Annotated in this window: 19 protein-coding genes; 11 read left to right on the forward strand and 8 right to left on the reverse strand. The window is 63.2% G+C overall.

Annotation, left to right across the window (positions count from 1 at the left end; genetic code table 11):
• Positions 1-46: 46 nt before the first annotated feature.
• From tssH to tssA, 8 genes are all read right to left on the reverse strand, one after another.
• Positions 47-2,704 carry a type VI secretion system ATPase TssH gene (gene tssH / locus QZR30_RS04730; protein WP_046070119.1) on the reverse strand — a complete coding sequence of 886 codons (2,658 nt, stop codon included), beginning with the start codon at positions 2,702-2,704 and terminating at the stop codon, positions 47-49.
• Positions 2,697-3,740 (reverse strand): type VI secretion system baseplate subunit TssG, encoded by a 1,044-nt coding sequence (gene tssG, locus QZR30_RS04735; RefSeq protein ID WP_046070118.1) that lies wholly within the window; start codon positions 3,738-3,740, stop codon positions 2,697-2,699. Before tssG ends, tssH begins: the two co-directional genes overlap by 8 nt.
• Complete coding sequence (gene tssF / locus QZR30_RS04740) at positions 3,704-5,563, reverse strand: type VI secretion system baseplate subunit TssF (RefSeq protein WP_046070117.1); 1,860 nt, start codon at positions 5,561-5,563, stop codon at positions 3,704-3,706. The genes tssG and tssF overlap by 37 nt, the downstream gene beginning before the upstream one ends.
• Positions 5,560-6,075 carry a type VI secretion system baseplate subunit TssE gene (gene tssE, locus QZR30_RS04745; RefSeq protein ID WP_005792513.1) on the reverse strand — a complete coding sequence of 172 codons (516 nt, stop codon included), beginning with the start codon at positions 6,073-6,075 and terminating at the stop codon, positions 5,560-5,562. The genes tssF and tssE overlap by 4 nt, the downstream gene beginning before the upstream one ends.
• A gap of 78 nt (positions 6,076-6,153) precedes the next feature.
• Complete coding sequence (locus tag QZR30_RS04750; protein ID WP_005792512.1) at positions 6,154-6,642, reverse strand: Hcp family type VI secretion system effector; 489 nt, start codon at positions 6,640-6,642, stop codon at positions 6,154-6,156.
• A 78-nt stretch (positions 6,643-6,720) separates the two neighbouring features.
• A complete protein-coding gene (gene tssC, locus QZR30_RS04755; RefSeq protein WP_043048103.1) occupies positions 6,721-8,217 on the reverse strand; it encodes a type VI secretion system contractile sheath large subunit in 1,497 nt (498 codons plus the stop codon).
• Between the two features lie 2 nt (positions 8,218-8,219).
• The gene (gene tssB / locus QZR30_RS04760; RefSeq protein WP_016969965.1) at positions 8,220-8,726 is read right to left on the reverse strand and encodes a type VI secretion system contractile sheath small subunit; all 507 of its coding nucleotides are present in this window, start codon (positions 8,724-8,726) and stop codon (positions 8,220-8,222) included.
• Positions 8,727-8,780: 54 nt separating this feature from the next.
• Positions 8,781-9,800: a type VI secretion system protein TssA gene (gene tssA, locus QZR30_RS04765; protein ID WP_311902989.1), complete on the reverse strand. Its 1,020-nt coding sequence runs from the start codon at positions 9,798-9,800 to the stop codon at positions 8,781-8,783.
• Positions 9,801-10,196: 396 nt separating this feature from the next.
• On the opposite strand from tssA, the gene tagH reads away from it, so the two are divergent.
• Genes tagH through QZR30_RS04820 form a run of 11 tightly spaced genes read left to right on the forward strand, consistent with a single transcriptional unit; the run spans position 10,197 to position 26,182 of the window.
• A complete protein-coding gene (gene tagH / locus QZR30_RS04770) occupies positions 10,197-11,531 on the forward strand; it encodes a type VI secretion system-associated FHA domain protein TagH (protein ID WP_311902990.1) in 1,335 nt (444 codons plus the stop codon).
• Positions 11,532-11,588: 57 nt separating this feature from the next.
• Positions 11,589-12,098, forward strand: a complete 510-nt coding sequence (gene tssJ, locus QZR30_RS04775) for a type VI secretion system lipoprotein TssJ (protein ID WP_046070114.1) — start codon at positions 11,589-11,591, stop codon at positions 12,096-12,098.
• Positions 12,099-12,116: 18 nt separating this feature from the next.
• The gene (gene tssK / locus QZR30_RS04780; RefSeq protein WP_046070113.1) at positions 12,117-13,451 is read left to right on the forward strand and encodes a type VI secretion system baseplate subunit TssK; all 1,335 of its coding nucleotides are present in this window, start codon (positions 12,117-12,119) and stop codon (positions 13,449-13,451) included.
• 6 nt (positions 13,452-13,457) lie between these two features.
• Complete coding sequence (locus QZR30_RS04785; RefSeq protein ID WP_046070112.1) at positions 13,458-14,747, forward strand: DotU family type VI secretion system protein; 1,290 nt, start codon at positions 13,458-13,460, stop codon at positions 14,745-14,747.
• The gene (tssM, locus tag QZR30_RS04790) at positions 14,744-18,244 is read left to right on the forward strand and encodes a type VI secretion system membrane subunit TssM (RefSeq protein ID WP_311902991.1); all 3,501 of its coding nucleotides are present in this window, start codon (positions 14,744-14,746) and stop codon (positions 18,242-18,244) included. The genes QZR30_RS04785 and tssM overlap by 4 nt, the downstream gene beginning before the upstream one ends.
• A complete protein-coding gene (tagF, locus tag QZR30_RS04795) occupies positions 18,241-18,894 on the forward strand; it encodes a type VI secretion system-associated protein TagF (RefSeq protein WP_059396708.1) in 654 nt (217 codons plus the stop codon). The genes tssM and tagF overlap by 4 nt, the downstream gene beginning before the upstream one ends.
• On the forward strand, positions 18,895-19,614 hold the full coding sequence (locus QZR30_RS04800) for a PP2C family protein-serine/threonine phosphatase (RefSeq protein ID WP_046070109.1): 720 nt from the start codon (positions 18,895-18,897) through the stop codon (positions 19,612-19,614).
• The gene (locus tag QZR30_RS04805) at positions 19,611-22,589 is read left to right on the forward strand and encodes a serine/threonine-protein kinase (protein WP_056847477.1); all 2,979 of its coding nucleotides are present in this window, start codon (positions 19,611-19,613) and stop codon (positions 22,587-22,589) included. The genes QZR30_RS04800 and QZR30_RS04805 overlap by 4 nt, the downstream gene beginning before the upstream one ends.
• A complete protein-coding gene (locus QZR30_RS04810; protein WP_046070107.1) occupies positions 22,589-23,293 on the forward strand; it encodes an ABC transporter ATP-binding protein in 705 nt (234 codons plus the stop codon). Before QZR30_RS04805 ends, QZR30_RS04810 begins: the two co-directional genes overlap by 1 nt.
• Positions 23,293-24,477, forward strand: a complete 1,185-nt coding sequence (locus QZR30_RS04815; RefSeq protein WP_056847476.1) for an FtsX-like permease family protein — start codon at positions 23,293-23,295, stop codon at positions 24,475-24,477. The genes QZR30_RS04810 and QZR30_RS04815 overlap by 1 nt, the downstream gene beginning before the upstream one ends.
• Positions 24,470-26,182: a formylglycine-generating enzyme family protein gene (locus tag QZR30_RS04820; protein ID WP_046070105.1), complete on the forward strand. Its 1,713-nt coding sequence runs from the start codon at positions 24,470-24,472 to the stop codon at positions 26,180-26,182. Before QZR30_RS04815 ends, QZR30_RS04820 begins: the two co-directional genes overlap by 8 nt.
• Positions 26,183-26,263 lie beyond the last annotated feature (81 nt).

Below are 26,263 nucleotides of genomic sequence, written 5' to 3' on the forward strand. Positions count from 1 at the left end.
ATCGGGAGCAAGCCCCCTCCCACAATTTTTATCGAATTCCGTCAGGTCAATCGCTGAAGTCGTAGTGCAATTCATTATCCCGACTGCTGATCCGCACCCCCGCCAGCGCCTTGCCTTCGAGCATGCGCGTGAGGAACTCGCGGCTCATGTCCGGCAGCAGGCTGTTGGTGAGGATGGTGTCGATCATGCGCCCACCGCTTTCGGTTTCGGTGCAGCGCGAAACAATCAGGTCGACCACTGCGTCGTCGTAGTCGAACGCGACTTTGTGGGTGCTCTCCACGCGCTTCTTGATGCGGTTCAGTTGCAGGCGCGTGATCGCCTTGAGCATCTCGTCGCTCAGCGGGTAGTAGGGAATGGTCACCAAACGTCCCAGCAGTGCCGGCGGGAAAATCTCCAACAGCGGCTGGCGCAGGGCCTTGGCGATCTCTTCCGGCTCGGGGATGTTCGCCGGGTCTTTGCACACCTGGGAGATCAGCTCGGTCCCGGCGTTGGTGGTCAGCAGGATCAGGGTGTTCTTGAAGTCGATCACCCGGCCTTCGCCGTCTTCCATCACGCCCTTGTCGAACACCTGGAAGAAAATCTCGTGCACGTCCGGGTGGGCTTTTTCCACCTCGTCCAACAGCACCACGCTGTAGGGCTTGCGCCGTACCGCTTCGGTCAGCACGCCGCCTTCGCCGTAGCCGATATAGCCCGGTGGCGCGCCCTTGAGGGTGGACACGGTGTGGGCTTCCTGGAATTCGCTCATGTTAATGGTGATCACGTTCTGCTCGCCGCCGTACATGGCTTCAGCCAGGGCCAGGGCGGTTTCGGTCTTGCCCACACCCGAGGTGCCGGCCAGCATGAACACGCCAATCGGCTTGCTCGGGTTGTCGAGGCCGGCGCGGGAAGTCTGGATGCGCTTGGCGATCATCTGCAGGGCGTGGTCCTGGCCGATGATGCGCTTTTTCAGGTGCTGGTCGAGGTTAAGCACGGTCTCCAGTTCGTTGCGGGCCATGCGGCCCACCGGGATGCCGGTCCAGTCGGCGACCACCGAGGCCACCGCCTGGTAATCCACGGTCGGCAGGATCAGTGGGGTTTCACCTTGCAGGGTGGTGAGGCGCTGTTGCAGATCGACCAGTTGCGCACGCAATTCATCGTTGCCGCTGTCCACCACGCCGGCTTTTTCGCGCAGGGTTGCACGGGTAGCCAGCAATTCATCTACCAAGGCTTTTTCTTCACCCCAACGGCTTTCCAGCGTGGACAGGCGCTCACGCTCGGCGCTCAGCAGCGCTTCGCTATTGGTTTGACGCGCACCAATGGCAATGCCGATCGCATGCTCTCGGGCGATGATTTGCAGCTCGGTCTCCAGCGCTTCGATACGGCGACGGCTGTCGTCCACTTCCGCTGGCACCGCGTGCAGGCTGATAGCGACGCGGGCGCAGGCGGTATCCAGCAGGCTCACGGATTTGTCAGGCAACTGGCGCGCCGGGATGTAGCGGTGCGACAGCTTCACGGAGGCTTCCAGGGCTTCATCGAGGATCTGCACCTGGTGGTGTTTTTCCATGGTCGAGGCCACGCCGCGCATCATCAGCAGCGCCTTGTCTTCCGACGGCTCGGCAACCTGCACCACCTGGAAGCGGCGGGTCAGGGCGGGGTCTTTCTCGATGTGCTTCTTGTACTCGGCCCAGGTGGTGGCGGCCACGGTACGCAAGGTGCCACGGGCGAGGGCGGGCTTGAGCAGGTTGGCGGCGTCACCTGTACCGGCAGCACCACCGGCACCCACCAGGGTATGGGCTTCGTCGATAAACAGGATGATCGGCTTGGGCGACGCCTGCACGTCTTCGATGACTTGGCGCAGGCGCTGTTCGAACTCGCCTTTCATGCTGGCGCCGGCTTGCAGCAGGCCCACGTCGAGGCTGCGCAGTTCTACATCCTTCAGGGCCGGTGGTACGTCACCGGCGACAATGCGCAGGGCGAAACCCTCGACCACGGCAGTCTTGCCTACCCCGGCTTCACCGGTGAGGATCGGGTTGTTCTGGCGCCGACGCATGAGGATATCCACCAGTTGGCGGATCTCTTCGTCACGGCCGACGATAGGGTCGAGCTTGCCGCTGCGGGCCTGTTCGGTCAGGTCGACAGTGAAGCGCTTGAGGGCTTCCTGCTTGCCCATCGCACTTGGCGCCATCGCGCCACTGGCTTCGCCCGGCACGGCGCCGGCATTGAAACCGTCGCTGGCAGTCAGTGCGTTTTCCGGCGAGTCACCGACATATTCGTCAAAGCGCTCGCTCAAGGCTTCGGCCTTGATCTTGTCGAACTCGGCCGACAACCCCAGCAGCGCATGGCGCAGGCTCGGCGTCTTGAGAATACCCAGCACCAGATAGCCGGTGCGCACCTGGCTTTCACCGAACATCAGGCTGCCATACACCCAGCCGCGCTCCACGGCTTCTTCCACATGGGAGGACAGGTCGGTGATCGAGGTGGAACCGCGTGGCAGGCGGTCCAGGGCTTCGGTCAGGTCTCGGGCCAGGCGCGCCGGTTCGACGTTGAACTGACGGATGATGCGGTGCAAGTCCGAGTCCTGTAGTTGCAGCAACTGGTGAAACCAGTGGGCCAGTTCCACATACGGATTACCCCGCAATTTGCAGAACACGGTGGCGGCTTCGATGGCCTTGTAGGCCACGCTGTTGAGTTTGCCGAACAGTGCGGCGCGACTGATTTCACCCATGCTCTGGATTCCTTGAGGTGGTGGCGTGATCGGCGTAATGCCGGGCCAGGATTAGGTCGTTGGCGTCATGCGCAGGGCGGCCGAGCCAGGTGTTGAAGCCCAGGCGGAACTGGCCGTTGAGGTGCAGCGCCGGTACTTCGGGTTGTTGCAAAACCAGGTTCAAGTCCCAGTCCAATTCATGGCCCAGGTACTCGGCCACCCACGCCACCAGCTCGTTGAACGGCTGGCGGCCGGGCAGCATGCCCATGTAGTCATTGAGTTTCAGCGGGCCGAGGCGAATACGGAATTTGTGCTGGCGGTCCCACACAAAGCGGCCCAGGCAAAAGTCCACGCCCAGCCTATTGGCGCTCACGCCCACGCGGCTACGTTCGGGCAGCTCCAGCCATTGGCCGACGTACTCTTCGATCTCCACCGGCAGGCCGAAGTATTCGCTGAGAATGGCTTTCAAGCCGTCCGGGTAGCGGGTCTGCGCCGACAGGTGGCCGCTGTAGTGCAGCTTGGCGGTATCCGGGATAAGCCCCTGATTCTGCAGGCTTGGCATGCCGCGGCCACTCAAGGCGGCGAGGCGTGCAGACCAGTAGTCATCATCCGGGCGGTCGTGGCTGACCGTTGGCCGCGCCTCGGCCCAGGCCCGGTAGAACAGGCTCAGCAAGCGGTGGTGGAACACATCCAGGAACTGCTTGCTGGTGCTGTCGGCGTTGTTGCGCTGGCGTTCGCGTACGTATTCGGTGATGTGCAAAGGCAGCGGACCGTTGGGGCCGCCCAGGCCGAAGAAGAATTGCTCGAGCCGCGCCGGCTTGCCGTCGCCACCGGGGTCGACCGACGCCAGCGTGGCCGGGGCGAAGGTGCAATCGGCTTGTTGCCCCAGGCGCAACGGGTCATCCGCCAGGCGCAGGGAATGGCCCAGGCGCGGCAGGTCCGGCGATTCGCACTCGATACGCCGCAGCGCCTGGAAGAAGTCATATTCCCAGGGCTCCTGGTGCATCGCATCCAGGGTACTCACAGGGTCGGACGCCGTCCGGGCTTGGCTTTCCATCGCATGATCTCGCCGCGTTCGGTGGTACGGATCACCGTCTCGGTAAAACTGTTGATCGACACATAACGTGCCAGGAAGCGCTCCAGCACCGCGCCGAGCAGGAACACGCCGGTGCCGCGAAACGCGTTTTCATCGAACTCCAAGGTGATTTCCAAGCCACGGCCAAACACAATCGGGCCAGGCATCGGCAGGCGTCGGGTCACGGCCTTGCTGCTGACTTCGCGCAGGCCCTCGATCTGCAATTGCAGGGCGGCATCGTTGCTGTCGCCGTACAGGCGCAGCAGTTCACGCAAAGCCCCGGCCCCCTGGCCCTGTTCGCTCAACGACAGATAATTGAGCGACAACTGGCTGATCAGGCGCCAGGCCTTTGCGTCATGGGCATGGCTGGCGCGCGGCCGGCTTGGCCCGGCGACGCAGCGCACAGACAGCACCGGGGCGCTGTCGGCCAGGGTGAAGTCGGTCTTGCCGTTACCCACGCTCATGAACAGCGGCAAGTCGCGGTTGGTGCACAACGCGGTGACACCCAACTGGCGCAGGTCATGGCCGTAGGGCGCCTGGCGGCTGTCCACCAGGCTGACGAAGGTTTCGCTGCCCACATAGGTGGAGCGCGGGCCGTTGCGGCGCTGGTCGCTGGATAACACCCGTGGCTCGCGGCGCACGGTGTAGTAAGCCAGGTCACGGCCATAGCGCGACGGGTCACGCACCGCGTAGAACGGCAAGAACGGCTGCTCCGGCCCAGTGCCATGGCCAGTGATGCCGCTCAACGAGTGAATCTCGAAATCCATTGGCCGCGTGCGGTCGGCGATCACATGGTGTTCGTTGACTCGGTCGGACAAGTGGATGCGGTCCACGCGCTTGGGAAACAGGTTGATCGCCGGGGTGCAGAACGGCAGGAACTGTGCCGCACCGACGCTGCCCTCCAGGCTCGGCTCATGACGGTCAAACAGCACGATCAGCTCCAGCTCCTGGCCGTCGCAACGCTTGACTGCACGGCTCAGTTCGGCGAACTCGACGAACAGGAAGCGATGGGGCAGGGCGAAGTATTCCTGCAACAAGCGATAGCCCTGGAATGCCCGCGCCACCACCGGCATGGCTGCGTCGGCATCGTCGAAACCCCGCGAGCGCAACGCGCCCTGGGGCAGGCGCTCGACCCAATCGCCACCAGGCTTGCGTGCAAACACCGCGCAGGCGTTGCCCAGCAGCTGTTCGTAGAGGCGGAACGGTTGCTCATCGGCGCCGCTGAGGTACAGCGGCAGATTGTCCAGATCGAGACTGCTGAAAGGCAATTCGGCGCCAGTGCGCAAGGTCAGGCGCAAACCCGCCTTGGCTTTCGGCTCGCCGGCGGCCAGGCGCCCGAGCACGGCGGCGGGGTTGCCGAAGTATTCGGCGGCACTGACCTGCAACGGCCACAACGTCACCGGGTGGGCGGTGCGGTACTCGCAGCAGGTCTGGGTTTCGCGGCCCAGGGCAGCACGTAATACGGTGTCGCGGGGCAGCGGGAAACCGCTGGCCAGGGAGCCTTCATCCGGGTCGGTCTGCAGCTGCACCACGGTCATCGACGGCGTCGGCGCCAGGTAATGCGGGTAGGCGATTTCCAGCAGGTTGTGGGTAAAGGTCGGGTACTCGGCGTCGAGCTTGAGCTGCACCCGGGCCGTCAGGTAGGCGAAACCTTCGAGTAAGCGTTCGACGTAGGGGTCGGCGCAGTCCATGCCGGACAGGGTCAGCCGACTGGCGATCTTCGGGTATTCCTTGGCGAACTCGGCGGCGCTTTCGCGCACGTGGTGCAGTTCCTGGTTGTACAGCTCCAGCAGGCGCGGGTTCATGGGCGCCTCCGCTGGTCGGCGTTGACCACGCGTACATGGCCCGACTCCAGGTCCAGGTCGGTTTGCAGCAACAGACGCAAGGGCACTGGCTGTGCCCACAGGTCGCCTTCGATCTCGAAACTCAGGGCGTTATGGTTCATTTCGCCATGACCGACCCGGGCTTTGACCCGCAGGGTGTGGCGCAGGATACGCGGCTCGAAGGTGGCGATGGCCTGGTAGATCAGGGCTTCCAGGGCCTTGATGTCAACGCTGGAAACGCTGTTGCCCGCCAGCGCCGGCAGGCCGTAATTGACCACCGAGGTACCGGCTGGGGTGTGCAGCGTGGCATCGGCATCGAGCAACGACGTGGTGTTGAGCAGCCACGCCAGGTCACGCAGCACCGAGGCCTTCAATTGGGTCAGGGACAGCACGCGTTTATCGGCGCTTTCCTTGGGATTGGTCGGGTCGTCGTCGGTCAACCGGTCCAGCAGGGACGGTTGCAGACGGTCGCGGGAAGCGATTTCAGTTACCACCAAAGCAGCTCCACGGACGGGTTGCGAGAGGGACAAGGTATCTGTGGCCGTGGCGCGGGGCCACGGCCACAGGGGCTATCAGCGTTTGGTGTTGGAACGGATGTTCCAGCCAAACTTGATCGCGCCGCCGTCTTTGGTGCCGTCGGCTTTCTGTGGCTGGTAGTCGACCATCACCTGGGCGAAGTTCAGGGTGACGTTCTCGGTCAGGCGATCATCGGTGCCCGAGCCGCCGGTGCTCAGGGACGTGACCAGCACTTCTTCCAGGTTGATCACCATGTACTCGACCTGGCTTTCGCCACCGGCCTTGCGCACGGTCAGCTTGACCTTGTCGATGTGCTTGCCGCTGGCGCAATGCATCATCAGGTTGGGCGAAGCCTTGTCGACGTACTTGGTCAGCGACAGGTCCTGGATATTCACCTTGCCCGCACCGCCGCCACCGCCGACGTGCATGTTGCCGGACTGGGCCATGCCCCAGCTCCAGTTCAATACGTCGATTTCGTCCTTGTGGGCCTTGTCCATGGACTCGCCCTTGATGTCGCCGATCTTGATGAAAATATCAACAGCCATGTTTTCTCCCTGTGTGGACTCTGCCACCGAATGTATTAACGCCACCGACCCCTGTAGGAGCGAGCCAGTCCCGATTTTTTACGCGCTTTTCGCCGAAGGCAGCTTCGATACCAAACGCAACGACACTGTCAGCCCTTCCAGCTGGTAGTGCGGGCGCAGGTAGAACTTGGAGTTGTAGTACCCCGGGTTGCCTTCGACTTCTTCCACGATCACTTCGGCAGCCGCCAACGGGTGCTGGGCCTTGGTGGTTTCGGTGGAGTGTGCCGGGTCGCCGTCGACGTAGTTGAGGATCCAGTCCTGCAACCAGCGCTGCATCTCGTCCTTCTCTTTGAAGGAACCGATCTTGTCGCGCACGATGCACTTCAGGTAGTGGGCGAAACGGCAGGTGGCGAACAGGTACGGCAGGCGTGCGGCCAGGTTGGCGTTGGCGGTGGCGTCCGGGTCGTCGTATTCGGCCGGTTTCTGCAACGACTGCGCACCGATGAACGCGGCGAAGTCGGTGTTTTTCTTGTGCAGCAGCGGCATGAAACCGTTCTTCGCCAGTTCCGCTTCACGGCGGTCGCTGATGGCGATTTCGGTCGGGCACTTCATGTCCACGCCGCCGTCATCGGTCGGGAAGGTGTGGGCCGGCAGGTTTTCCACTTCACCGCCGGACTCGATGCCACGGATGCGCGAGCACCAGCCGTAGTGCTTGAACGAACGGTTGATGTTCACCGCCATCGCGTACGCGGCGTTGGCCCAGGTGTACTTGGAGCTGTCGGCGCCGTCGGTGTTTTCTTCGAAGGCAAAGGCTTCCACCGGATCGGTCTTGGCGCCATACGGCAGGCGCGCCAGGAAGCGTGGCATGGTCAGGCCGATGTAGCGCGAGTCTTCCGATTCACGCAGCGAGCGCCAGCCGGCGTATTCCGGGGTGGTGAAGATCTTGGTCAGGTCACGCGGGTTCGACAGCTCCTGCCAGGAGCCCATGCCCATCACGGTTGGCGACGCGGCAGCGATGAAAGGCGAGTGCATGGCGGCGCAGACTTTCGACAGTTCGCCCAGCAGTTCCACATCGGGTGGCGACTGGTCGAAGTAGTAATCGCCTACCAGGCAACCATAAGGTTCGCCGCCGAACTGGCCGTATTCTTCTTCGTACATCTTCTTGAAGATCGGGCTCTGGTCCCACGCGGTGCCCTTGAATTTCTTCAAGGTCTTGTGCAGGTCCGGCTTGGAGATGTTGAGCACGCGAATCTTCAGCTGCTCATCGCTCTCGGTGTTGTTGACCAGGTAGTGCAGGCCACGCCAGGCGCTTTCCAGCTGCTGGAAATCCTGGTGGTGGATGATCTGGTTGACCTGGGCGGTGAGCTTGGCGTCGATGGCGGCGATGATCGATTCGATCGACTTGATCGCGTCGTTGGACACCAGGTCGGTTTGCGCCAGGGCCTGTTCGGCCAGGGTGCGCACCGCGGTTTCCACGGCTTCGCGGGCACGCTCGGTCTTGGGCTTGAACTCTTGCATCAACAGCGAGGCGAACTCGCTGGTTTCTTCGGTGGCGCCCAGGCTGGATGCGCCTTCGCGTACTGTATTGTCAGTCATGCTTACTGCTCCCCTGCAGGCTTGGGCGCGCTGGCAAGTGCCTGAAGCAGTGCCGGGTCCTTGATCGCCTTCATGATGATTTCTTCAGCGCCGGTTTTGCCGTCCATGTAGGTCAGCAGGTTGGCCAACTGGGTGCGGGCTTCGAGCAGCTGGTTCAGGGAATCGACCTTGCGCGCCACGGCGGCCGGGCTGAAGTCGTCCATGCTTTCGAAGGTGATGTCCAGGCTCAGGTTGCCTTCGCCGGTCAACTCGTTGGGTACGTGGAACGCCACGCGTGGCTGCATGGCCTTGAGGCGCGAGTCGAAGTTATCGACGTCCACTTCAAGGAACTTGCGATCGGCCACGGCTGCCAGCGGCTCGGCGGGCTTGCCGGCGAGGTCGGCCATCACACCCATCACGAAGGGCAGCTGAACCTTTTTCTCGGCGCCGTAAAGCTCGACGTCGTACTCGATCTGCACTCGAGGCGCACGGTTGCGCGCGATGAATTTCTGAGAACTTTGCTTCGCCACGTTGCTGCTCCTGGTCGCTTGAGCGACGGTGTTGTTACTGCACGGTCCGGCGGCTTACTCGCTGTCCGGGCCGCGCAGGTTTTCAAATTGGGACATGCCGTCGGGAATCAGATTGCGCACGATGGCCGCGAAGTCGGCGTGTACCAGATTCTTCGCTCGGTTCAACAACACCGGCAGCGGGCTCGAAGGCTCGTGCCGGGTGTAATACGCAAGGATTTTGTCGAGGCTGCGCAGCACGTCATCCCGCGTGGCGATGTCGCCCGTCGGGCGCGGGGCTGCGTGCGCAGTGGCGTAATCGACCGAGGGGGCGTTGTCGTCACTGACGGCCTCGGGATCGCTGCCGCTGTCGGTGCCGGGCACCGCTTGATTGAGAATTTGCAGGGCCTGCTTGAGCGGTTGCTTCAAGGCGCTGAGATCCACGCCCTGGGCGGAGCCGACCTGGTCATTGACCTGCTGTTCGATGGCTTCGCAGGCCGTACGTGCTGCGCTCAAGGCGTCGCGAGTGGCTTGCAGGAGTTCGGGGTCGCTGTCGAGGAACGCGGCATTGAGCTGCTGGCTGCCCAGTTGCTCATCGGGGAAGCTCAGCAGGCCGCTGGCGTTAAGCGCGGCGCGCAAACTCACGGGGCCGAAGGTGCGCGAGCGCGTGAGAATACTCTCGCGCAGCAGGCGAATCGTCGTGTCGCTGGTCAAGCCGGACAGGGCATTGATGCGCACGGTGGGGTCGTTATCGTCGTCGGCATCCAGGCGCGGATGCAGGTCGGCCCAGTATTCGCGCAGCAGGGCGTTGATCAGCGTAAGGACTTCGGCCAGCCCGGCCACACCCTGGAGGGCGAGGGAGCTTTGCAGCAGGAAGTGGGTGATGCGCAGGTCTTTGCTGCGCTGCAACAAGTCGAGGCTTTGCTGCTGGATGCTGCGCCATTCCGGCGGTTCAGCGGGCAGGATCGAGTCGCCCATGCTGCGCTCGGGCTGGCCCTTGGCATCACGCTCCAGTTGCAAGAATTGCGCGTCATACTCCATGTCTTCGCCACAAGGCGAAGTCGCAGAAACGGCGGTGAGCAGCAACGGCACATCCACTGAATTCGATCTCCTTATCGGCCCGCTGAACGGCGGGCAACGCATGCTCGAGTTACGCGATGAACTTTGCATGTTTTCCTGGTCATAACATCAGAGTGCCACTATTGGGCTATCACTGATGTTCAAGAAGTTGTGCATTTTTGGTGTAGTACTTATGCCTTGTCAAGGTAAGCTATTCGCCCTCTGTGACAGATGTGCGGTGTTTAACAACCTGCGCGACTGACGGGTCGAAAGGCGTGTCCGTAGAGGATTTTTGTCATGCAAGCCAGTTAATATCAGCGATCATGCTGGTAACGGCAGATTTTGGCGGTCGTTTTTTGCGCGACCGTGGGCAAGTCTTCAGGGAAGCGTGTCCCTTTGGATAGACCGCGCGCGATGTATCAGCAAGGAGGCAAGATGGCGCTGTGTTTGACTATCACTAGTTATCACAAGATCACCCCTGGGCAGTGCCCCGAGAAGTCCATGGACCAGGGCGTGATGGCTATCGGCCGCAGTTCAGAGAATGACTGGGTATTGCCTGACCCTGAACGTCTCGTCTCCTCCCAACATTGCGTTATTCAATACAAAGATGGACGTTATTACTTAACTGATAACAGTACCAACGGTGTGGAACTGGTTAACGCCGGTATTCGTTTGCGCAGGGGTAATAGCGAGCCGCTGCAAGATGGCGAACTGATCCGCATTGGCGATTATGAAATCCAGGCGCGTATCGACTTCAACGTGCAGGCCGTCGGCAGCCAGCCGTTTGCCGGTGATCCGCCGAACAGCTTTGAAGCGCTGATGGGCGCCGTGACGAACCCGCCTGCGCCAACGCCGATGATCGCACCGCAGTTCCACGGCGCCTCGTCGATGGAAACCTTGCCCGACCTGTTCGATTTCCTCAGCCCCACCGCCGTGCCGCCGCCCACCGTGGCCGACCATGTGCCGTCCGAGCAGCACGATTTCCGCCCGCCGGCACCGGTCGCTGTGCCTGCGCCCATACCTGAGAAACCGCAGGTGCAAGGCTCGGTCATTCCCGAAGACTGGGACCTGTTTGGCGACGCACCCGCGCCGGTCGTCAATACTGCGCCGCCTGCTGCCCCTATTGCCCCGCCGCCACCTGTGGTCGAGCCTGTTGCGCTCCCCGTGGCCGGCGCCGAGCCACAACCCGACCTGTTGCAAGCCTTCCTGCGCGGCGCCGGCCTCGACCAGCTACGCCTGGATAAAGCCGACGCCTGCGCCCAGATGGAAAGCATCGGCCGCAGCTACCGGCTGATGGTCGAGGGCCTGATTGACGTATTGCGCGCCCGGGCCAGCCTCAAGGGCGAGTTCCGCATGCAGCAGACGATGATCCGTCCCGCCGAAAACAACCCGTTGAAATTCGCCCCGAATGCCGACGAAGCCTTACTGCTGTTGCTTCGTCACGGCAACCAGGCGTTTATGGCGCCGGATGTTGCGGTGCGTGACAGCTTCGACGACTTGCGCGCCCACCAATTGGCGGTGATGGCTGGGGTGGAAGCAGCGATAAAGCACCTGCTCATGCGCTTTGAACCGGCGCAGCTGGAAGAGCGCATGGGCAAGCCCGGTGGCCTTTCGAGTATTTTCAACGGCTCGCGCCAGGCCCAGTACTGGCAGCAATTCACCGAGCTCTACAGCAATATTTCCCGCGAGGCCCAGGAGGATTTCCAAGACCTGTTCGGCCGCGAATTCAGCCGGGCCTACGAAGAACACAGCGCACGACAGCGACGCTAAAAGCGCGTTGTACGAATGGATAAAACGGATAGCTAAGTACGTCATTGAGGACGCAGGATGATTCCCAGGTTTTTACTCGCAGCTGCAACCGCGCTGCTGCTGACGGCGTGTGCCAACGACGCGGTCAAACCCGAAGCGGTTGCCGACGCGCAAGCCAACACCACCGCCGTCGAGCTGCACTTTCACGCCATTGCCGGGCTTAACCCCGGTGCAAATGGCCAAGCCGCGCCGGTGCGGGTGCGCATTTTCGAATTGAAAAACGCCGCGACCTTTTCCCGCTCCGATTACTTCGCCCTGGCGGACCGTGCGCAATCGACCCTCGGCCTCGACCTGCTGGACCAGGATGAAGTGATGGTGCAACCCGGCCAGCAACTGAGCATCCAGCGCGACCTTGACCCGGCCACGCGCCAGATCGGCGTGCTGGTGGGCTATCGCGAGTTGGACCGTGCGCAATGGCGCACCGTCATCAACGTGCCGCCGCGCCAATCCAGTGAATACCAGATCAGCCTCGATGTGCGTGCCGTGCGCGCCGATGTCGTGGCTCCCCCATCCAGCCCTGCCCAATAACAAGCAATCGGAGCCCCCATGTCCTGGAACAATCGCGTGGTCTGGTCGGAAGGCATGTTCATCGGAACGCAGCACTTCCAGCAGCATGACCGTTACCTGGAAAACCTGATCGACGCCCGCAGCCGCCCGTTGTCGGCAGGCGCCTGGGGCTTTTCCGAATTGCTGATCGACCAGGGTCTGCTGGCCCAGGGCAAGCTGGCGATTGTGTCGGCCCGTGGCCTGTTGCCGGACGGCACGCCGTTCAATATCCCCCAGGATGACCTGGCGCCGAGCCCGTTGAATATCGACGACAATCTGCGCGACGGCCTGGTGTACCTGGCCCTGCCGCTCAAGCGTGCGGGTGCCCGCGACACCGTCGATGAGGGCGAAGCCCTGGAAGCCGCACGTTATGTGAGCCAGGTGCGCGAAGTGCGCGACGACAACGCGCCTTTCGAAAACCGCGCGCCAGTGGCCGTGGGTTCGCGAGCGTTACGCCTGCTGACGGCGCAGGACGGTATCAGCGACTACGCCGCCATCGGCCTGGTACGCATCAAGGAAAAACGCGCCGACCGCGCGTTGGTGCTGGATGACACCTATATCCCGCCGGTGCTGGATGTGGCCGCAAGCAAACCGTTGACCGCCTTTCGCAGCGAACTGCTCGGCCTGTTGCACCAGCGTGGCGAAGCTTTGGCCGGCCGCGTTGTGGCCTCCGGCGCTGGCGGCGCCTCGGAGATTGCCGACTTCATGCTGTTGCAACTGGTCAATCGCGCGCAGCCGCTGATCCAGCATTTCAACCAGTTGAGCCCGCTGCACCCGGAACGCTTCTTCAGTGAATTGGTGAGCCTGGCCGGTGAGTTTTCCACCTTTTCAACCTCGGGCCGGCGCCCCCAGGAATACCCGCAATACCAGCATGACGACCTGGCCTTGAGCTTCACGCCGGTCATGGCCGCCTTGCGTGAGGCGCTGTCGATGCTGATCGACAGCAAGGCCACGCCAATCCCGATTGTCGAGAAAGCCTACGGCATCCACGTGGCCATGTTGGCCGACAAGACCTTGCTCGACAACGCCAGTTTCATCCTCGTGGTGCGTGCCGATGTGCCTGGCGAAACCCTGCGTGCGCGCTTCGGCCAGCAAAGCAAAGTCGGTTCGGTGGAGCACATCCGCGACATGGTCAACCTGCAACTGCCGGGCATTGGCCTGCTGCCGTTGCCGGTGGCGCCGCGCCAACTGCCGTACCACGCCGGTAGCACCTATTACGAACTGGACCGGGGCAGCGAGCACTGGCAGCAGTTGAGCAATTCCGGCGGTTTTGCCTTCCATATCGCCGGGCAGTTCCCGGGCTTGAACCTGGCCTTCTGGGCGATCCGAGGATAATCCGCGATGCATCCCAATGATGATGACCGCACCCAGTTCATGCCGCGCCCCGGGGGCCGTGCGCCAGAACCTGCACGTGCAGAGCCGGCACCTTTGTCGATGCCGGCCGCGCCGATCCTCACTGGCAAGAGCCACGGCCTGAACCCACTGGAAAGCGCCGCCGGCCCGCTGTTGGCACTGCTGACGCGGCTGCGCAACACCATCGCCCACCCGGCGCCAGCCAGCCTGCGTGCGCAGTTGCTGGCCTACCTGCGCCAGTTCGAAGAGCGCGCCGAGGCCGCCGGCGTAGCGCGCAATGAAGTGCTGCTGGCCCGTTACGCGCTGTGCACTGCATTGGACGAGGCGGTACTGAGTACGCCGTGGGGCAGCACCAGTGACTGGGGTAAACAAAGCCTGCTGATCACTGTGCACAACGAAGCCTGGGGCGGTGAAAAGGTCTTCCAGTTGCTCGACCACTGCCTGCAAAGCCCACGGGAACGCCTGTACCTGCTGGAGCTGCTGTACCTGTGCATGTGCCTGGGTTTCGAAGGCCGCTACCGCGTGATGACCGATGGGCGCAGCCAATTGGAGGCCTTGCGCGAGCGCACCGCCGCAGCGATTCGCAGTGCCCGTGGCGAACACGAGCGTGAGCTGTCGCCGCACTGGCGCGGCGTGACCGTGGCCCGTGATCGCCTGGCGCAATTCCTGCCGCCGTGGATTGCTGTGGCGATTGGCCTGGCGTTATTGCTGGCGTTGCTGTTCGGCCTGCGCATGAAGCTGGCCTCGGATGCCGAGCCGGTATTCAAGAACATCCATGCCCTGGGTGAGATTCCGGTGCAGGCCATCGACCGTCCGGTGGCGCAGCCAAAAGTCATTGAGCGGCCACGCCTGGCCGGCTTCCTGGCCGAAGACATCAAGGCCGGTCGCGTGGCTGTGGAAGACAAGGTGGACCGCTCGGTGGTGACCATCCGTGGCGATGAACTGTTCGCGTCCGCCAGCTCCAGCATCGTCGATGACTACCAGCCGCTGATGCTGCGTATCGCTGACGCCATTCGCAAGGTCAAGGGTCAGGTACGCGTCACCGGCCACAGCGACAACCGCCCGATTGCCACGCTGCGCTTTCCGTCGAACTGGGCGCTGTCCGAAGCCCGGGCCAAGTCGGTGCTGGAGATCCTCGCGGCCAAGACCGGCCAGGGTGATCGCTTCAGCGCCGAAGGCCGCAGCGACACCGAGCCGTTGGCGACCAACAGTACTGCCGAAGGCCGTGCCCGCAATCGTCGGGTTGAAATCACCGTATTGGCGGAGGGCGTCGAGTGAAGGCGTTTTTCAGTTTCATGATTCGCTGGGTGATCCCCGTGCTGGGCCTGATTGCCCTGAGCCTGATCATCTGGTTTGTCGGGCCGTTGCTCGATGTGCTGATGCCCGAGGGGCGACGTTGGGCGCTGATCATCCTGGTGTTTGCGCTGTGGATCGCCTACCGCGTGTTCCGCATCATCCAGGCCCGCCGCCAGGCCGCCGAAGTGATGCGCAGCCTGGCCGCCGAAACCCCGGCCGACCCTAACAGCGTCGCCACTGCCGAAGAATTGTCGACCCTGCGCCAGCGTATGGACGAAGCCCTGACGCTGCTGAAAAAAGCCAAGCTCGGCGGCGACGAACGTCGCAACCTCTACGAGCTGCCGTGGTACGTGATCATCGGCCCGCCGGGTTCGGGCAAGACCACCGCGCTGGTCAATTCCGGGTTGCATTTCCCGCTGGCGGCACAATTGGGTGCCGGTGCGGTGCGCGGTGTCGGCGGGACGCGCAACTGTGACTGGTGGTTCACCGATCAAGCGGTATTGCTCGACACTGCCGGTCGCTACACCACCCAAGACAGCAACTCCACGGTGGACAAAGCCGCGTGGCTGGGCTTTCTCGACCTGCTGAAAAAGCAGCGCTCGCGCCGGCCCATTGACGGTGCGTTTATCGCCATCAGCCTGTCGGATCTGCTATTGGGTACAGACGCCGAGCGCGCTGCCCATGCCGCCGCGATACGCCTGCGCATCCAGGAGCTGTACAGCCAACTGGGCGTGCGTTTCCCGATCTACCTGATGCTCACCAAGCTCGACCTGGTGCCGGGCTTCATGGAGTTCTTCGATAACCTGAGCAAGGAAGAGCGCGCCCAGGTATGGGGCATGACCTTTGCCCTTGATGACGGCAAGCACAGCGACAGTCCGTTGGCGCACCTGCAAAGCGAATTCGCCGGGCTGGAACAGCGCCTCAATGAACGCTTGGTCGAGCGCCTGCAACAGGAACGCGACCCGGCGCGGCGCGATCTGATCTACGGTTTCCCGCAGCAGTTCGGCGCGTTGAAGGACTGCCTGCAAAGCTTCCTCGAAGGCGTTTTCAAACCCAACGCCTTTGAAGAGCGCGTGTTGCTGCGCGGCGTGTATTTCACCAGCGGCACCCAGGAAGGCAGCCCGATTGACCGCTTGATCGGCGCCATGGCCCAGAGCATGAACCTGGACCGCCAGCACCTGGCGCGCCAGAGCGGCACCGGGCGCAGTTACTTCATCGAAAAACTCTTCACCGCAGTGGCTTTCGCCGAGCGTGGCTTGGTGGGGGTGAACCCGAAAGTCGAACGGCGCCGCAAGTGGATCGCCCGTGGCGTACTGGCCGCCACCGTCGCTTTGGTCGTGGTGGTCAGCAGTTTGTGGTGGGTGAGTTATCGCGCCAACCAAGCGTATATCGCCCAGGTCGACCAGAAGGTCGCGCCCCTGGGCCAGACTGTGCAGAACCTGAGCCCGGCACAACGGGAAGTGCTTGCCGTGCTGCCGTTGCTCAATGCGGTCAAGAACCTGGCGGGGGACTCGCCAAGCTGGTCCGAAGGGCTTGGGCTGTATCAAGGCGATATGCTCGAAGCCGAGTCCGCCAGCGTCTATCGCAAGCTGTTGATCGCCGTCTTCGCGCCGCGTCTGGTGACGCGTATCGAAGAGCAACTGCACGGCGGCGGTAACTCTGACTTCCTCTATGAGGGCCTCAAGGCTTACCTGATGCTCGCCGACACCGAGCACTATGACGCGGACTTTATCAAGGCCTGGATTGCCCTGGACTGGGACCGCAACCTGCCCCGCGACCTGCCGGCCGACCAACGCCAGGCACTGGCCGGGCACTTGCAGGCACTGTTCGAGCGGCACCCGCCGAGCGCCCGCCTTGACCCACGCCTGATCGATGACCTGCGTCGCCAGTTGCAGCAACTGCCGGTGGCCCAGCGCGTGTATGACCGGGTCAAGCGCCAGAAGCTGCCCGAAGGCATCCCTGACTTTCGCCTCAACGAAGCTGCCGGGCGTGACGCGGCGTTGGTGTTCAGCCGCAAAAGCGGCAAGCCCTTGGGCGAGCCTTTGAGTGGTTTCTTCACCGCCAAGGGCTATCGCCAGGCATTCCTGCTGAGCAGCCTGAACCAAACCGGCACCCTGGCCGAGGAACAGTGGGTGTTGGGCCAAGAACAGGCCGATCAGCAGAACGTGGTGAGCCTGGCCGCCGATGTGCGCCGCCTGTATTTCCAGGATTACCAGCGCCAGTGGGATGCGCTGCTCGCCGACATCGACTTCGTGCCGATCACCAGCGTGGCCCAGGCTGCCGACGTGCTACGGGTGATTTCCGGCCCGACTTCGCCGTTGAAAAAGCTGTTGGTGGCGGTGGCCAAGGAAACCGACCTGCAAGCCGAAGAACGCCAATTGGCCGCCAAAGGTGTGCCGGTGGAAGGCGGCGTCGACAAACTCAAGGAGCGCCTCGGCAGCTTGCTTGGTCAGGAACAACCCACCGCCAATGCCCCGATGACTGCGGATGATCCAGTGACCGCGCACTTTGCCGAACTCAACAGCATCGTCAGTAAAAACGAAGGTGAGCCGGCGGCCATCGACGGCCTGCTCTCGGACATGAATGCGCTGTATGTGCAAGTCAGCGCCATGGTCGGCGCCAGCGGCGATGCGCTGCTCGGTGAGGCCAAGAACCAGGCAGCGGCTGCGGCCACGCGGGTCAGCCTGAATGCCGAGCGCCAGCCGCCGCTGGTGCAGGGCATGGTCAAGTCGGTGGTCAATTCCACCACCAACAGCATGATGGGCGGGGTGCGCAACCAGTTGAACGCGGCCTGGGTCAGCGAGGTGGTCAACGTGTATCGCCAGTCGTTGGCCGGTCGCTATCCGATGTCGCCGGGCAGTGCGCGGGACGCCACCCTGGATGACTTCGGCCAGTTCTTCGGCGTGGGCGGAGTGATGGATAACTACTTCCGCAAATACCTGCAGCCCTATGTGGATACATCGGCACAGACCTGGCGCTGGCAGCCCGGCGCGGCGCAGAAGCTGGGGATTGCCCCGGGCGTGCTGCAAACCTTCCAGCGTGCGGCGACTATCCGTGATGCGTTTTTCAGATCCGGGGGCACCCAGCCGATCGTGCGTTTCGAGCTCAAACCGGTGTCGATGGACCCGACCATCACACAGTTCCTGCTCGATCTGGACGGCCAGCAATTGAGCTACGACCACGGCCCTAGCCGCCCGGTGGCGATGCAATGGCCTAACCCCGGCAGTATTGGCGTAGTGCGCATCTCCATCATGCCACCGTCGGCCAGTGGTCGCTCCGGCATCACCCTGGACGGCCCATGGGCCTGGTTCCGCCTGCTGGAGCAATCGGACCTTACCGCCGGCAACTCGCCGGATCGCTTCAACCTGCGCTTGCGCGTCGACGGCGCCAGCATCGTCTACGAATTGCGCGCCAACAGTGCCTTCAACCCGTTCAAGAGCCGGGTACTCAGCGGCTTCAGCCTGCCGGAGCGGCTATGACCAGCCTGGGTTTCTACGGCAAGGTGGCCAGCCGCGGGGACTTTGTCAGCCGCGCCTTGCCCCAGAGTTTTATCGGCCCTTGGGACAGCTGGCTGGCGGCGGGTTTGCTCGCCAGCCAGAAGAGCCTGGGTGGCGACTGGCTCAAGGTATACCTGGTCAGCCCGTTGTGGCGTTTTGTCTTGGCACCGGGCGTGTGCGGGCCGGATGCGGCGGCGGGGGTGGTGATGCCGAGCATTGACCGGGTCGGGCGGTATTTTCCGTTGACGGTGGTCAGCTTGCTGGATCACGACACCAACCCCGCCTCTCTGGTGGGCGGCCCGGACACTTGGTTCGAGCAGGCCGAAGCGCTATTGCTCGCCACCTTGGACAGCGGCGCCACCTTCGAAAGCTTCAACGCTGGCCTCGACACCCTGGGCGTGCCGGCGACTGAGCCGCGTGCAGTGGACAGCCGTTTCGCCGGCCTGCAACGGGTGGCAGCCAGCGAGCCCCATCAGCGCATGACCGCACTGGCCGAACAAGCGTGCGAGGGCGCGAGCCTGTGGTGGGGCCGGGGTTCGCAGCGTATTTCCCCAGGTTTATTACGGTGCCAGGGTTTGCCTGCTGCCGACGATTTTGCGCAGTTTTTGCTCGGACAAGAAGGTGTGGTGTAGATGGGGGCAACGTACAAATCCGCGAGCAAAAGCCATGTGGGCATGGTTCGCCAAGTCAACGAAGATGCCTGCCTGGACCTGCCGGAAAATCGCCTGTGGGTAGTGGCCGATGGCATGGGCGGGCATGCGGCTGGGGACTATGTCAGCAGCCTGATCGTCGACAGCCTGCGCAGTGTCCCGCTGGGCCGTTCCCTCGATGAATACTCGGCCGCGCTGCGCAATGATCTGCTGCGCATCAACACCACTGTGCGCGAAGAAACCGCCAACCGTGGCGTGACCATGATGGGCAGCACCGTGGTGGTGTTCGCTGCACGCGGCTTGCGCGGGGTGTGCCTGTGGGCCGGCGACAGTCGTTTGTATCGCTTGCGCGACGGTGTGTTGGAAAGCATTTCCCGTGACCACAGCTACGTCCAGGATTTGCAAGACAGCGGCTTGCTCAGTGAAGCCGACGCCCGCACACATCCACGCGCCAATATCGTCACCCGCGCTGTTGGCGTGGAAGCCCAGTTGGATGTCGCCTCGGTGGACCTGTTGATCGCCCCCGGCGACAGCTACCTGTTGTGCAGCGATGGACTGAACAAGACCGTCGAAGACCATGAAATCCGCGAGGTGCTCAGCCATGACGCGCCGGATGAAATCGTGCGCAGCCTGGTGCACCTGGGGCTCAATCGCGGCGCACCGGACAACATCACCGCCATTGTCGTGAAGGTCTCGTCATGAACATCGTCATCCCGGGTTATGACATCGAAGGCGAGATCGGCGAAGGCGCCATGGCCAGCGTGTACCTGGCAACCCAGCGTTCGCTGGAGCGCAAGGTGGCGTTGAAGGTGATGGCGGCAGCGCTGGCGGCCGACCCGACGTTCTGCGAACGCTTCCTGCGCGAGGGCAAAACCCTGGCGCGCTTGTCGCATCCGCACACGGTGACCATCCATGACATCGGCAACGTCGGTGAACTGTATTACATGGCCATGGAATACCTGCCCAACGGCACGCTCAAGGAGCGCATTGCCGCCGGCCTGACGCCGGAGCAGGGCGTGACGCTGATCCGCCAGATTGCCTCGGCGCTGGGTTATGCCCATGCCCAAGGCCTGGTGCACCGCGACGTCAAGCCGGCGAACATCCTGTTCCGTGCTGACGGCACCGCAGTGCTCTCGGACTTTGGCATCGCCAAGTCACTGGACGACCGCACCCAATTCACCCAGGCCGGGTTTGCCGTGGGCACGCCAAGCTACATGAGCCCGGAGCAGGCGCGAGGCCAGGAGATCGATGGTCGTGCCGACCTCTACGCGCTCGGCGTGGTGTTGTACGAAATCCTCGTCGGCAAGCTGCCCTACAGCGGCACTGATGCGCTCTCTACCGCACTGGCGCACCTGACCGAGCCGTTGCCGGAGCTGCCGGTGCACCACGGGCGTTATCAGGGCGTGCTGCGCAAGTTGCTGGCCAAGGACCCGGCGGAGCGCTTCCCGAATGCGGCGGCGTTGCTGGAGGCACTGGAGCAACTGCCGGCGGACTCGGCAGAAGCCACCTTGGTGCGGCCGCTGCCGATTCCATTGAGTTTCGACCTGGCGGGCATGACGCCCGTCACCATCGATATCCCGACCGATAAACCACAGCCGCAGCCGATAGTGCGCCAGCCGGTGGTGACGCCGACGCAGCACAACGCGCCGTCCGAGCAGCGCCGTGGACCGGTGTTGGCACTGGCTGCTGTTGCGGTGGCGGTTGCCTTGGCCATTGGGGGAGCCAGCTACTGGTGGTTGAGTGGCAGCGATGAACCGGCCCAGCCGCCGGCTGCCGTCGTGCCGAAGGTGACACCACCCGTGGCCGCCGCTGAAGTGGACGGCGGCCAGCGACCCTTGCTGATGGCGGGCAAGAAAACTCTATTCCAGCGCGTGCTGAGCAAGCCCGGCGCCAAGCTGTCCACCGATGCGGGCAGTGCGCCCGGTAAAGCCTTGCCGGCGTTCTCCGTGCTCTATGTGTACCAACGCAAGGATGTCGATGGCAGCCCTTGGGTACGCGTCGGCGCTGCCACCGATGGTCGCAGCGACGGTTGGTTGCCGGCCTCCCAGGTCAGCGACTGGAAACAAAGCCTGGTGCTCAAGTTCACCGAACGCTCGGGCCGCGCGCCAGTGATGTTCCTGCGCCAATCGGCCGAAGTGGAAAAACTGCTGGCCGATCCCGCCGCCGCGAAAAGCGTGTTGGCCAAGGCGCAGAACAACCGTGAAGACAACCAGCAAGTCCTGGCCCTGGAACCCACCGCCAGCGCGGTGCCGCAGGACCAGTTCTACCTGCTGCCAATCTTCGATTCCAAAGAGAGCTTCGACGAGAACGGCCAGCCGGTGCAGTTGCTCAATATCGCCTCCATCGACCCGGGCAGCAGCGCGCAGGCCAAGCAAGCTACGCCGGTGATCAGCGCCAACGCCGACGCCTTCCGCACCGCCGTGGTGCTGGTGGTGGACACCACCGTGTCGATGCAGCCGTATATCGATCAGGTGCGCGATGTGGTTCACGAACTGCAAACCCGCATTGCCGAACGTGGCGAGCTGGACAGTGTGAGCTTCGGCCTGGTGGGTTTCCGCAGCAGCATCAAGAAAACCCCGGGCCTGGAATATGTCGCCAAGACCCTGATCAGCCTCGACCAAGGCCGCGACCCGCAACGCTTCCTCGACATGGCGCGCCAGGTCAAGGCTTCTACGGTGTCCAGCCATTCCTTCAACGAAGATGCGTTTGCCGGGGTGATGCAGGCGGTGGACGGCATGGATTGGTCGGGCTACGGAGGTCGCATCATCCTGCTGGTCACCGACGCAGGCGCGTTGCGCAAGAACGACCCGTTCGCCGCCACCCAGATGAATGAAGCCGAGGTTCGCCAGGCGGCGCTGGGCAAGCAGATCAAGATCTATGCGCTGCACCTGCGCACCGACGCCGGCAAGAAAACCCATGCTGGCGCCGAGAGCCAATACCGCATCCTTACCGCCGACGCCAACCCGCAGATCGGCGACCTCTATACGCCGGTGCCGGGTGGTGATGTGCGCAAACTGGGTGAGCGTGTGGATGAGATCGGCACGGTATTCGCCAACCTGGTGCATCAGGTGCGCAGTAACACGCCACAACCGGTGCCGCTGCTCGGTTCGGCGCCAAGCCTGGCGGACAAGTCCGCCGCAGTCGGCTATGCCATGCATATGGACTTCCTCGGGCGCAAAACCGCCAGCCAGGCGCCGCAACTGGTCAGCGCCTGGACCGCCGACCGCGATCTCACCAACCCGGCGCTGCCGGCATTCCAGGTGTGCGTGATGCTGACCAAGCTGCAACTCAACGACTTGCAGCAGTCGCTGAAGTTGGTCGTGGATGCGGCGCGCAAGACCCAAAGCTCACCCAAGGATTTCTTCCAGGAAATCGCCAGCGCCTCGGCCTATATGAGCCGCGACCCGCAAGCCCTGCGCAAGGGCGGCAACCTGTCCGACGGCGGCTTGCTCGGCGAATATCTGGAGGGCCTGCCGTATCGCAGCAAGTCGCTGAACATGACCCAGGATTTGTGGTTGTCGTTGAGCGTGGCCGAGCAGGAAGACTTTATCGACGAGCTGGATTCGAAGATCCGCCTGTATGAAACCTTCCATAACGACGTGGCCAACTGGGTCCGTTTCGGCGATGCCGAACCGGGCGATGCGTTGTACCGCGTGCCACTGTCGACGCTGCCGTAATGCTGAACCTGAACGCGGTGCACAAGAGCCGGGGTGTCGGTAGCCAGCGCTATAGCCTGGTGATTGCGGCGCTGCGTCTTGGTGCAGGTGAACAACTGGCGATTGTCGGGCCCAGCGGTTGCGGCAAAAGTACCTTGCTGGACCTGCTGGCGCTGGTCTTGGCGCCGGATCAGGCCGAGCAGTTTGACTTCAATCAGCAGGACATCGGCGCGCTGTGGCGTGCCGACCGGCAATCCGACCTGGCTGCATTGCGCAGCCAGCACCTGGGCTATGTACCGCAAACCGGTGGTTTGTTGGGGTTTCTCGATGTGCGCGGCAATATCGCCTTGTCCCGGCAATTGCTGGGCTTGAAAGACGACGGCAGCGTGGCGCGCCTGGCCGAGCAGTTGCAGATCAGCGACCAACTGGCCAAGCAGCCGGCGGCCTTGTCGGTAGGCCAGCGCCAGCGTGTGAGCTGTGCCCGGGCCTTGGCCCATGGGCCGCAACTGGTGCTGGCGGATGAACCGACTGCGTCCCTCGACCCGCTCAACGCCGAGCGTGTGATGCAGGCTTTGCTGGCCCAGGCCCGCGAGCACCGCACTGCCTGTGTGATCGCCACCCATGACGAGCCTCTGGCCCGTGCCAGTGGCTTGCAGGTGCGGCGTATCAGTTGCCGTCGCGATGCTGACGGCGGCGTCACTGCGACCCTCGGGGAGGTGTGCTGATGCGCATCGGCCTGATCACATCGCTCGCCTGGCAGGACTACCGCAACGATCGCTGGCTGTCGGCCTGTTCGGTGCTGGCGCTGGTGGCGGTCATCGCGCCGTTGCTGGTGTTATTCGGCCTGAAATTTGGACTGGTCAGCAGTTTGACCGAACGCTTGGAGACTGACCCCGCCACCCGTGAAATCATCCCGTTGGGGGGTGGTCGATTCAGTGCGGCGTTTATCGAGCAGCTGGGGCAGCGCAGCGATGTGGCGTTTGCCTTGCCGCGTACACGGCAGATTGCGGCAACCGCCCAGGTGGGCGCGCTGACCCTGGAAATGCTGCCGACCGCCGTGGGTGATCCGTTGTTGGCCGGTTTGCCGATACCCCAAGGCCTTGATCAGATCGTGCTGAGTCATACCGCTGCTGAAAAGCTCGCGGCCAGGCCTGGCGACTGGTTGGAAACCAGTTTTGCGCGGCAGGTGGCCGGGCAGGTCCAAGCCCAGCACACGCGATTGCAGGTGTTGGCCGTGTTGCCGTTCGAAGCGTTCGCCCGTGACGGTTTGTTTGCAGGCCTGGGCTTGTTGGAAGCGGCGGAAGATTACCGCGATGGTCGTGCAGTAGCGGCGTTGGGGTGGGCAGGTGATGCGGTGGCGGTGAGCGAGCAGCGGGTGTACCCGGCGTTTCGCTTGTATGCGCGCAGCCTCGCCGATGTAGAGCCTTTGCGGGTGTTCTTCGCCGGGCAGAATCTGCTGGTGTCGACCCAGGCGAACACCATCGCCCAGGTGCAGTCGTTGAGTCGCAACCTGTCGATTGTGTTCTGGATCATCGCCGGGTTGGCCCTGGCCGGGGCGTTCGCGGCGATCTTCGCCGCAACCCTGGCGGCGGTGGCGCGCAAGCGCCGGGAATTATCGGTGTTGCGTCTGCTGGGGTTTTCCACCGGAGCGCTTTTGTTGTTTGTACTGCTGCAGGCGCTGTACAGCGCAGGCCTTGCCGCCGTGCTCAGTGGTGGGCTGTATGGCCTGGCCGAGGCCGCGCTGAATAAGCTTTTTGTGCAGGTGCCGGGCGAATACGCCAGCCACCTGTTGGCGCGTCACTACGGTCTGGCCCTGGCTGCTGTGTTCGGCGTCAGCGCCGTGGCGGCTGCCGGTGGTGGTTGGCGGGTGGCGCGTATCCAGGCTTCTGAGGGAATCAGAGATGTATAAGTTATTGGGCGCCTGTGTGGCGCTGAGCCTGGCCTCGCTGGCCTGGGCGGATGAGGCAAGCGATAAGCTCGACAACCCCAAGCCGTTGCCGGATGACGTCAGCCTACCGCTGCCCTGCGACGGCAACATGGTGTTCCGCTACGCCTATGTGTTGGCCCAGGGCACCCTGGATGACCGCGAAATCAGCCTCGGCTACCCCTTCGCCGAAGGCGAGGCCGGTTACCAGCAGTCGTTTATTTCCGGCTATCGCCGCGACTTCATCAATGGCCAGTTCACCCTCAAGGACTTGCCCAAGGACTGGAACAAGGTCATCGCGCCGCTGATGCCGAAGACCGACGCCAAGACCCCTCTCAAGCCCATGCTGTACTTCATCGGCAAGTACGAAGTGACCGCGCGCCAGTATGCCCAGGTGATGGCCCAGGCGCAGTCCCTGGCCAGCGGCGAGCCGGCCCCGGCCTGTGACGCGCCTGCCGGCATGGCCGGGCGTTTGCCCAAGGTGAAACTGTCGCGCTTTGAAGCCGAGCGGTTTTCGGCGGTGTACAGCGCTTGGCTGATGAAATACCACCGTGAGTTGTTGCCGGTGAGCGGGCGCGGTTCGTCAGCCGAAGACGGCGGCCTGGGCTTTGTGCGCCTGCCCACCGAAGTGGAGTGGGAATACGCCGCACGCGGTGGCCAGGCGGTCAGCCGCCAGGACCTGGAAGGGCGCCTGTACCCACGCCGCGCCGAGGGCAGCGAAAGCGATGGCCCGTTGGCCGACTACGCGGTGTTCAACCAAGTGGCCGGCGGCACTGGTCAGGCAGCACGGCTGATGCCCATCGGCACCAAGTTGCCCAACCCCATCGGCCTGTTCGACGTGATCGGCAACGCTGCGGAAATGGTCCAGGAATCCTTCCAGCTGGTGCATGCCGGCCGGCGCCAGGGCACCTATGGCGGCTTTGTAGTCAAGGGCGGCAACTACCTGGAAGGCGAGGGCACGCTGTTTACCGGCATGCGCCGAGAGTATCCGCTGTTTGCTGCCGATGGCACCGAGCAAAGCAATGAGACCACCGGCTTTCGCGTGGCGATTGGCGCACTGTCGGCGCCGCGTTCGCGTTACAAGGAATTGTTTGCCCAATGGCAGAAGGAAGGGCGCCTGGCCTCATTGACTGACGCCATCGACGACGCCCAGGACCCGACCAAGCGCCTGGACAGCATCATCGCCGCCAGCGTCGACCCCAAGCTGCAAGCCGAGCTGGGCCTGGTCAACGAAGAGCTCAAGCGCAACGTTTCGCTGATTGCCCAGCAACGTGAAGAAGCGGCGGGCAACCTGATCCAGTCGGCGGCGTTGGTGGCCGAGACCATCAGCAACTACAACATTCGCCTGGCCAACCTGCAAAAGAGTCGCCAGCAGGCCTTGGACAGCAAGGACGAGGCCAGCGCGCAGCTGTTCGCCACGGCCATTACCAATGGACGCAGCGCCCTCGACGGCGCGGTGGCGATCTATATCGACAACCTGGCCACCGGCACGCGCTATACCGATGCGGTGATCCAGGCGCAGTTTCAACGAATCAAGGAAGAGTTGGATCGCAAGCCAGTGCTCGGCAAGAGCCTGGTGACGCGCGCGACACTGTTCGTTCGCCATGTCGGCAACTACCGCAAGCAACAGCGGGCCGACCCGGCAACGATCTTGAAGGAATTGCTCGCAGCGAGCGGTCAGCGGTCTTGATCGTTGGCTGTCTAGCGAGCTTGGAAAGGACTCAGGCGGCGGTGGGCCGTGCTGGGCAAGTCAAACTTAATAGAGATCACA

Source organism: Pseudomonas sp. rhizo25, assembly GCF_031931935.1.
In the GTDB taxonomy this organism is placed as follows: Bacteria; Pseudomonadota; Gammaproteobacteria; order Pseudomonadales; family Pseudomonadaceae; genus Aquipseudomonas; species Aquipseudomonas synxantha.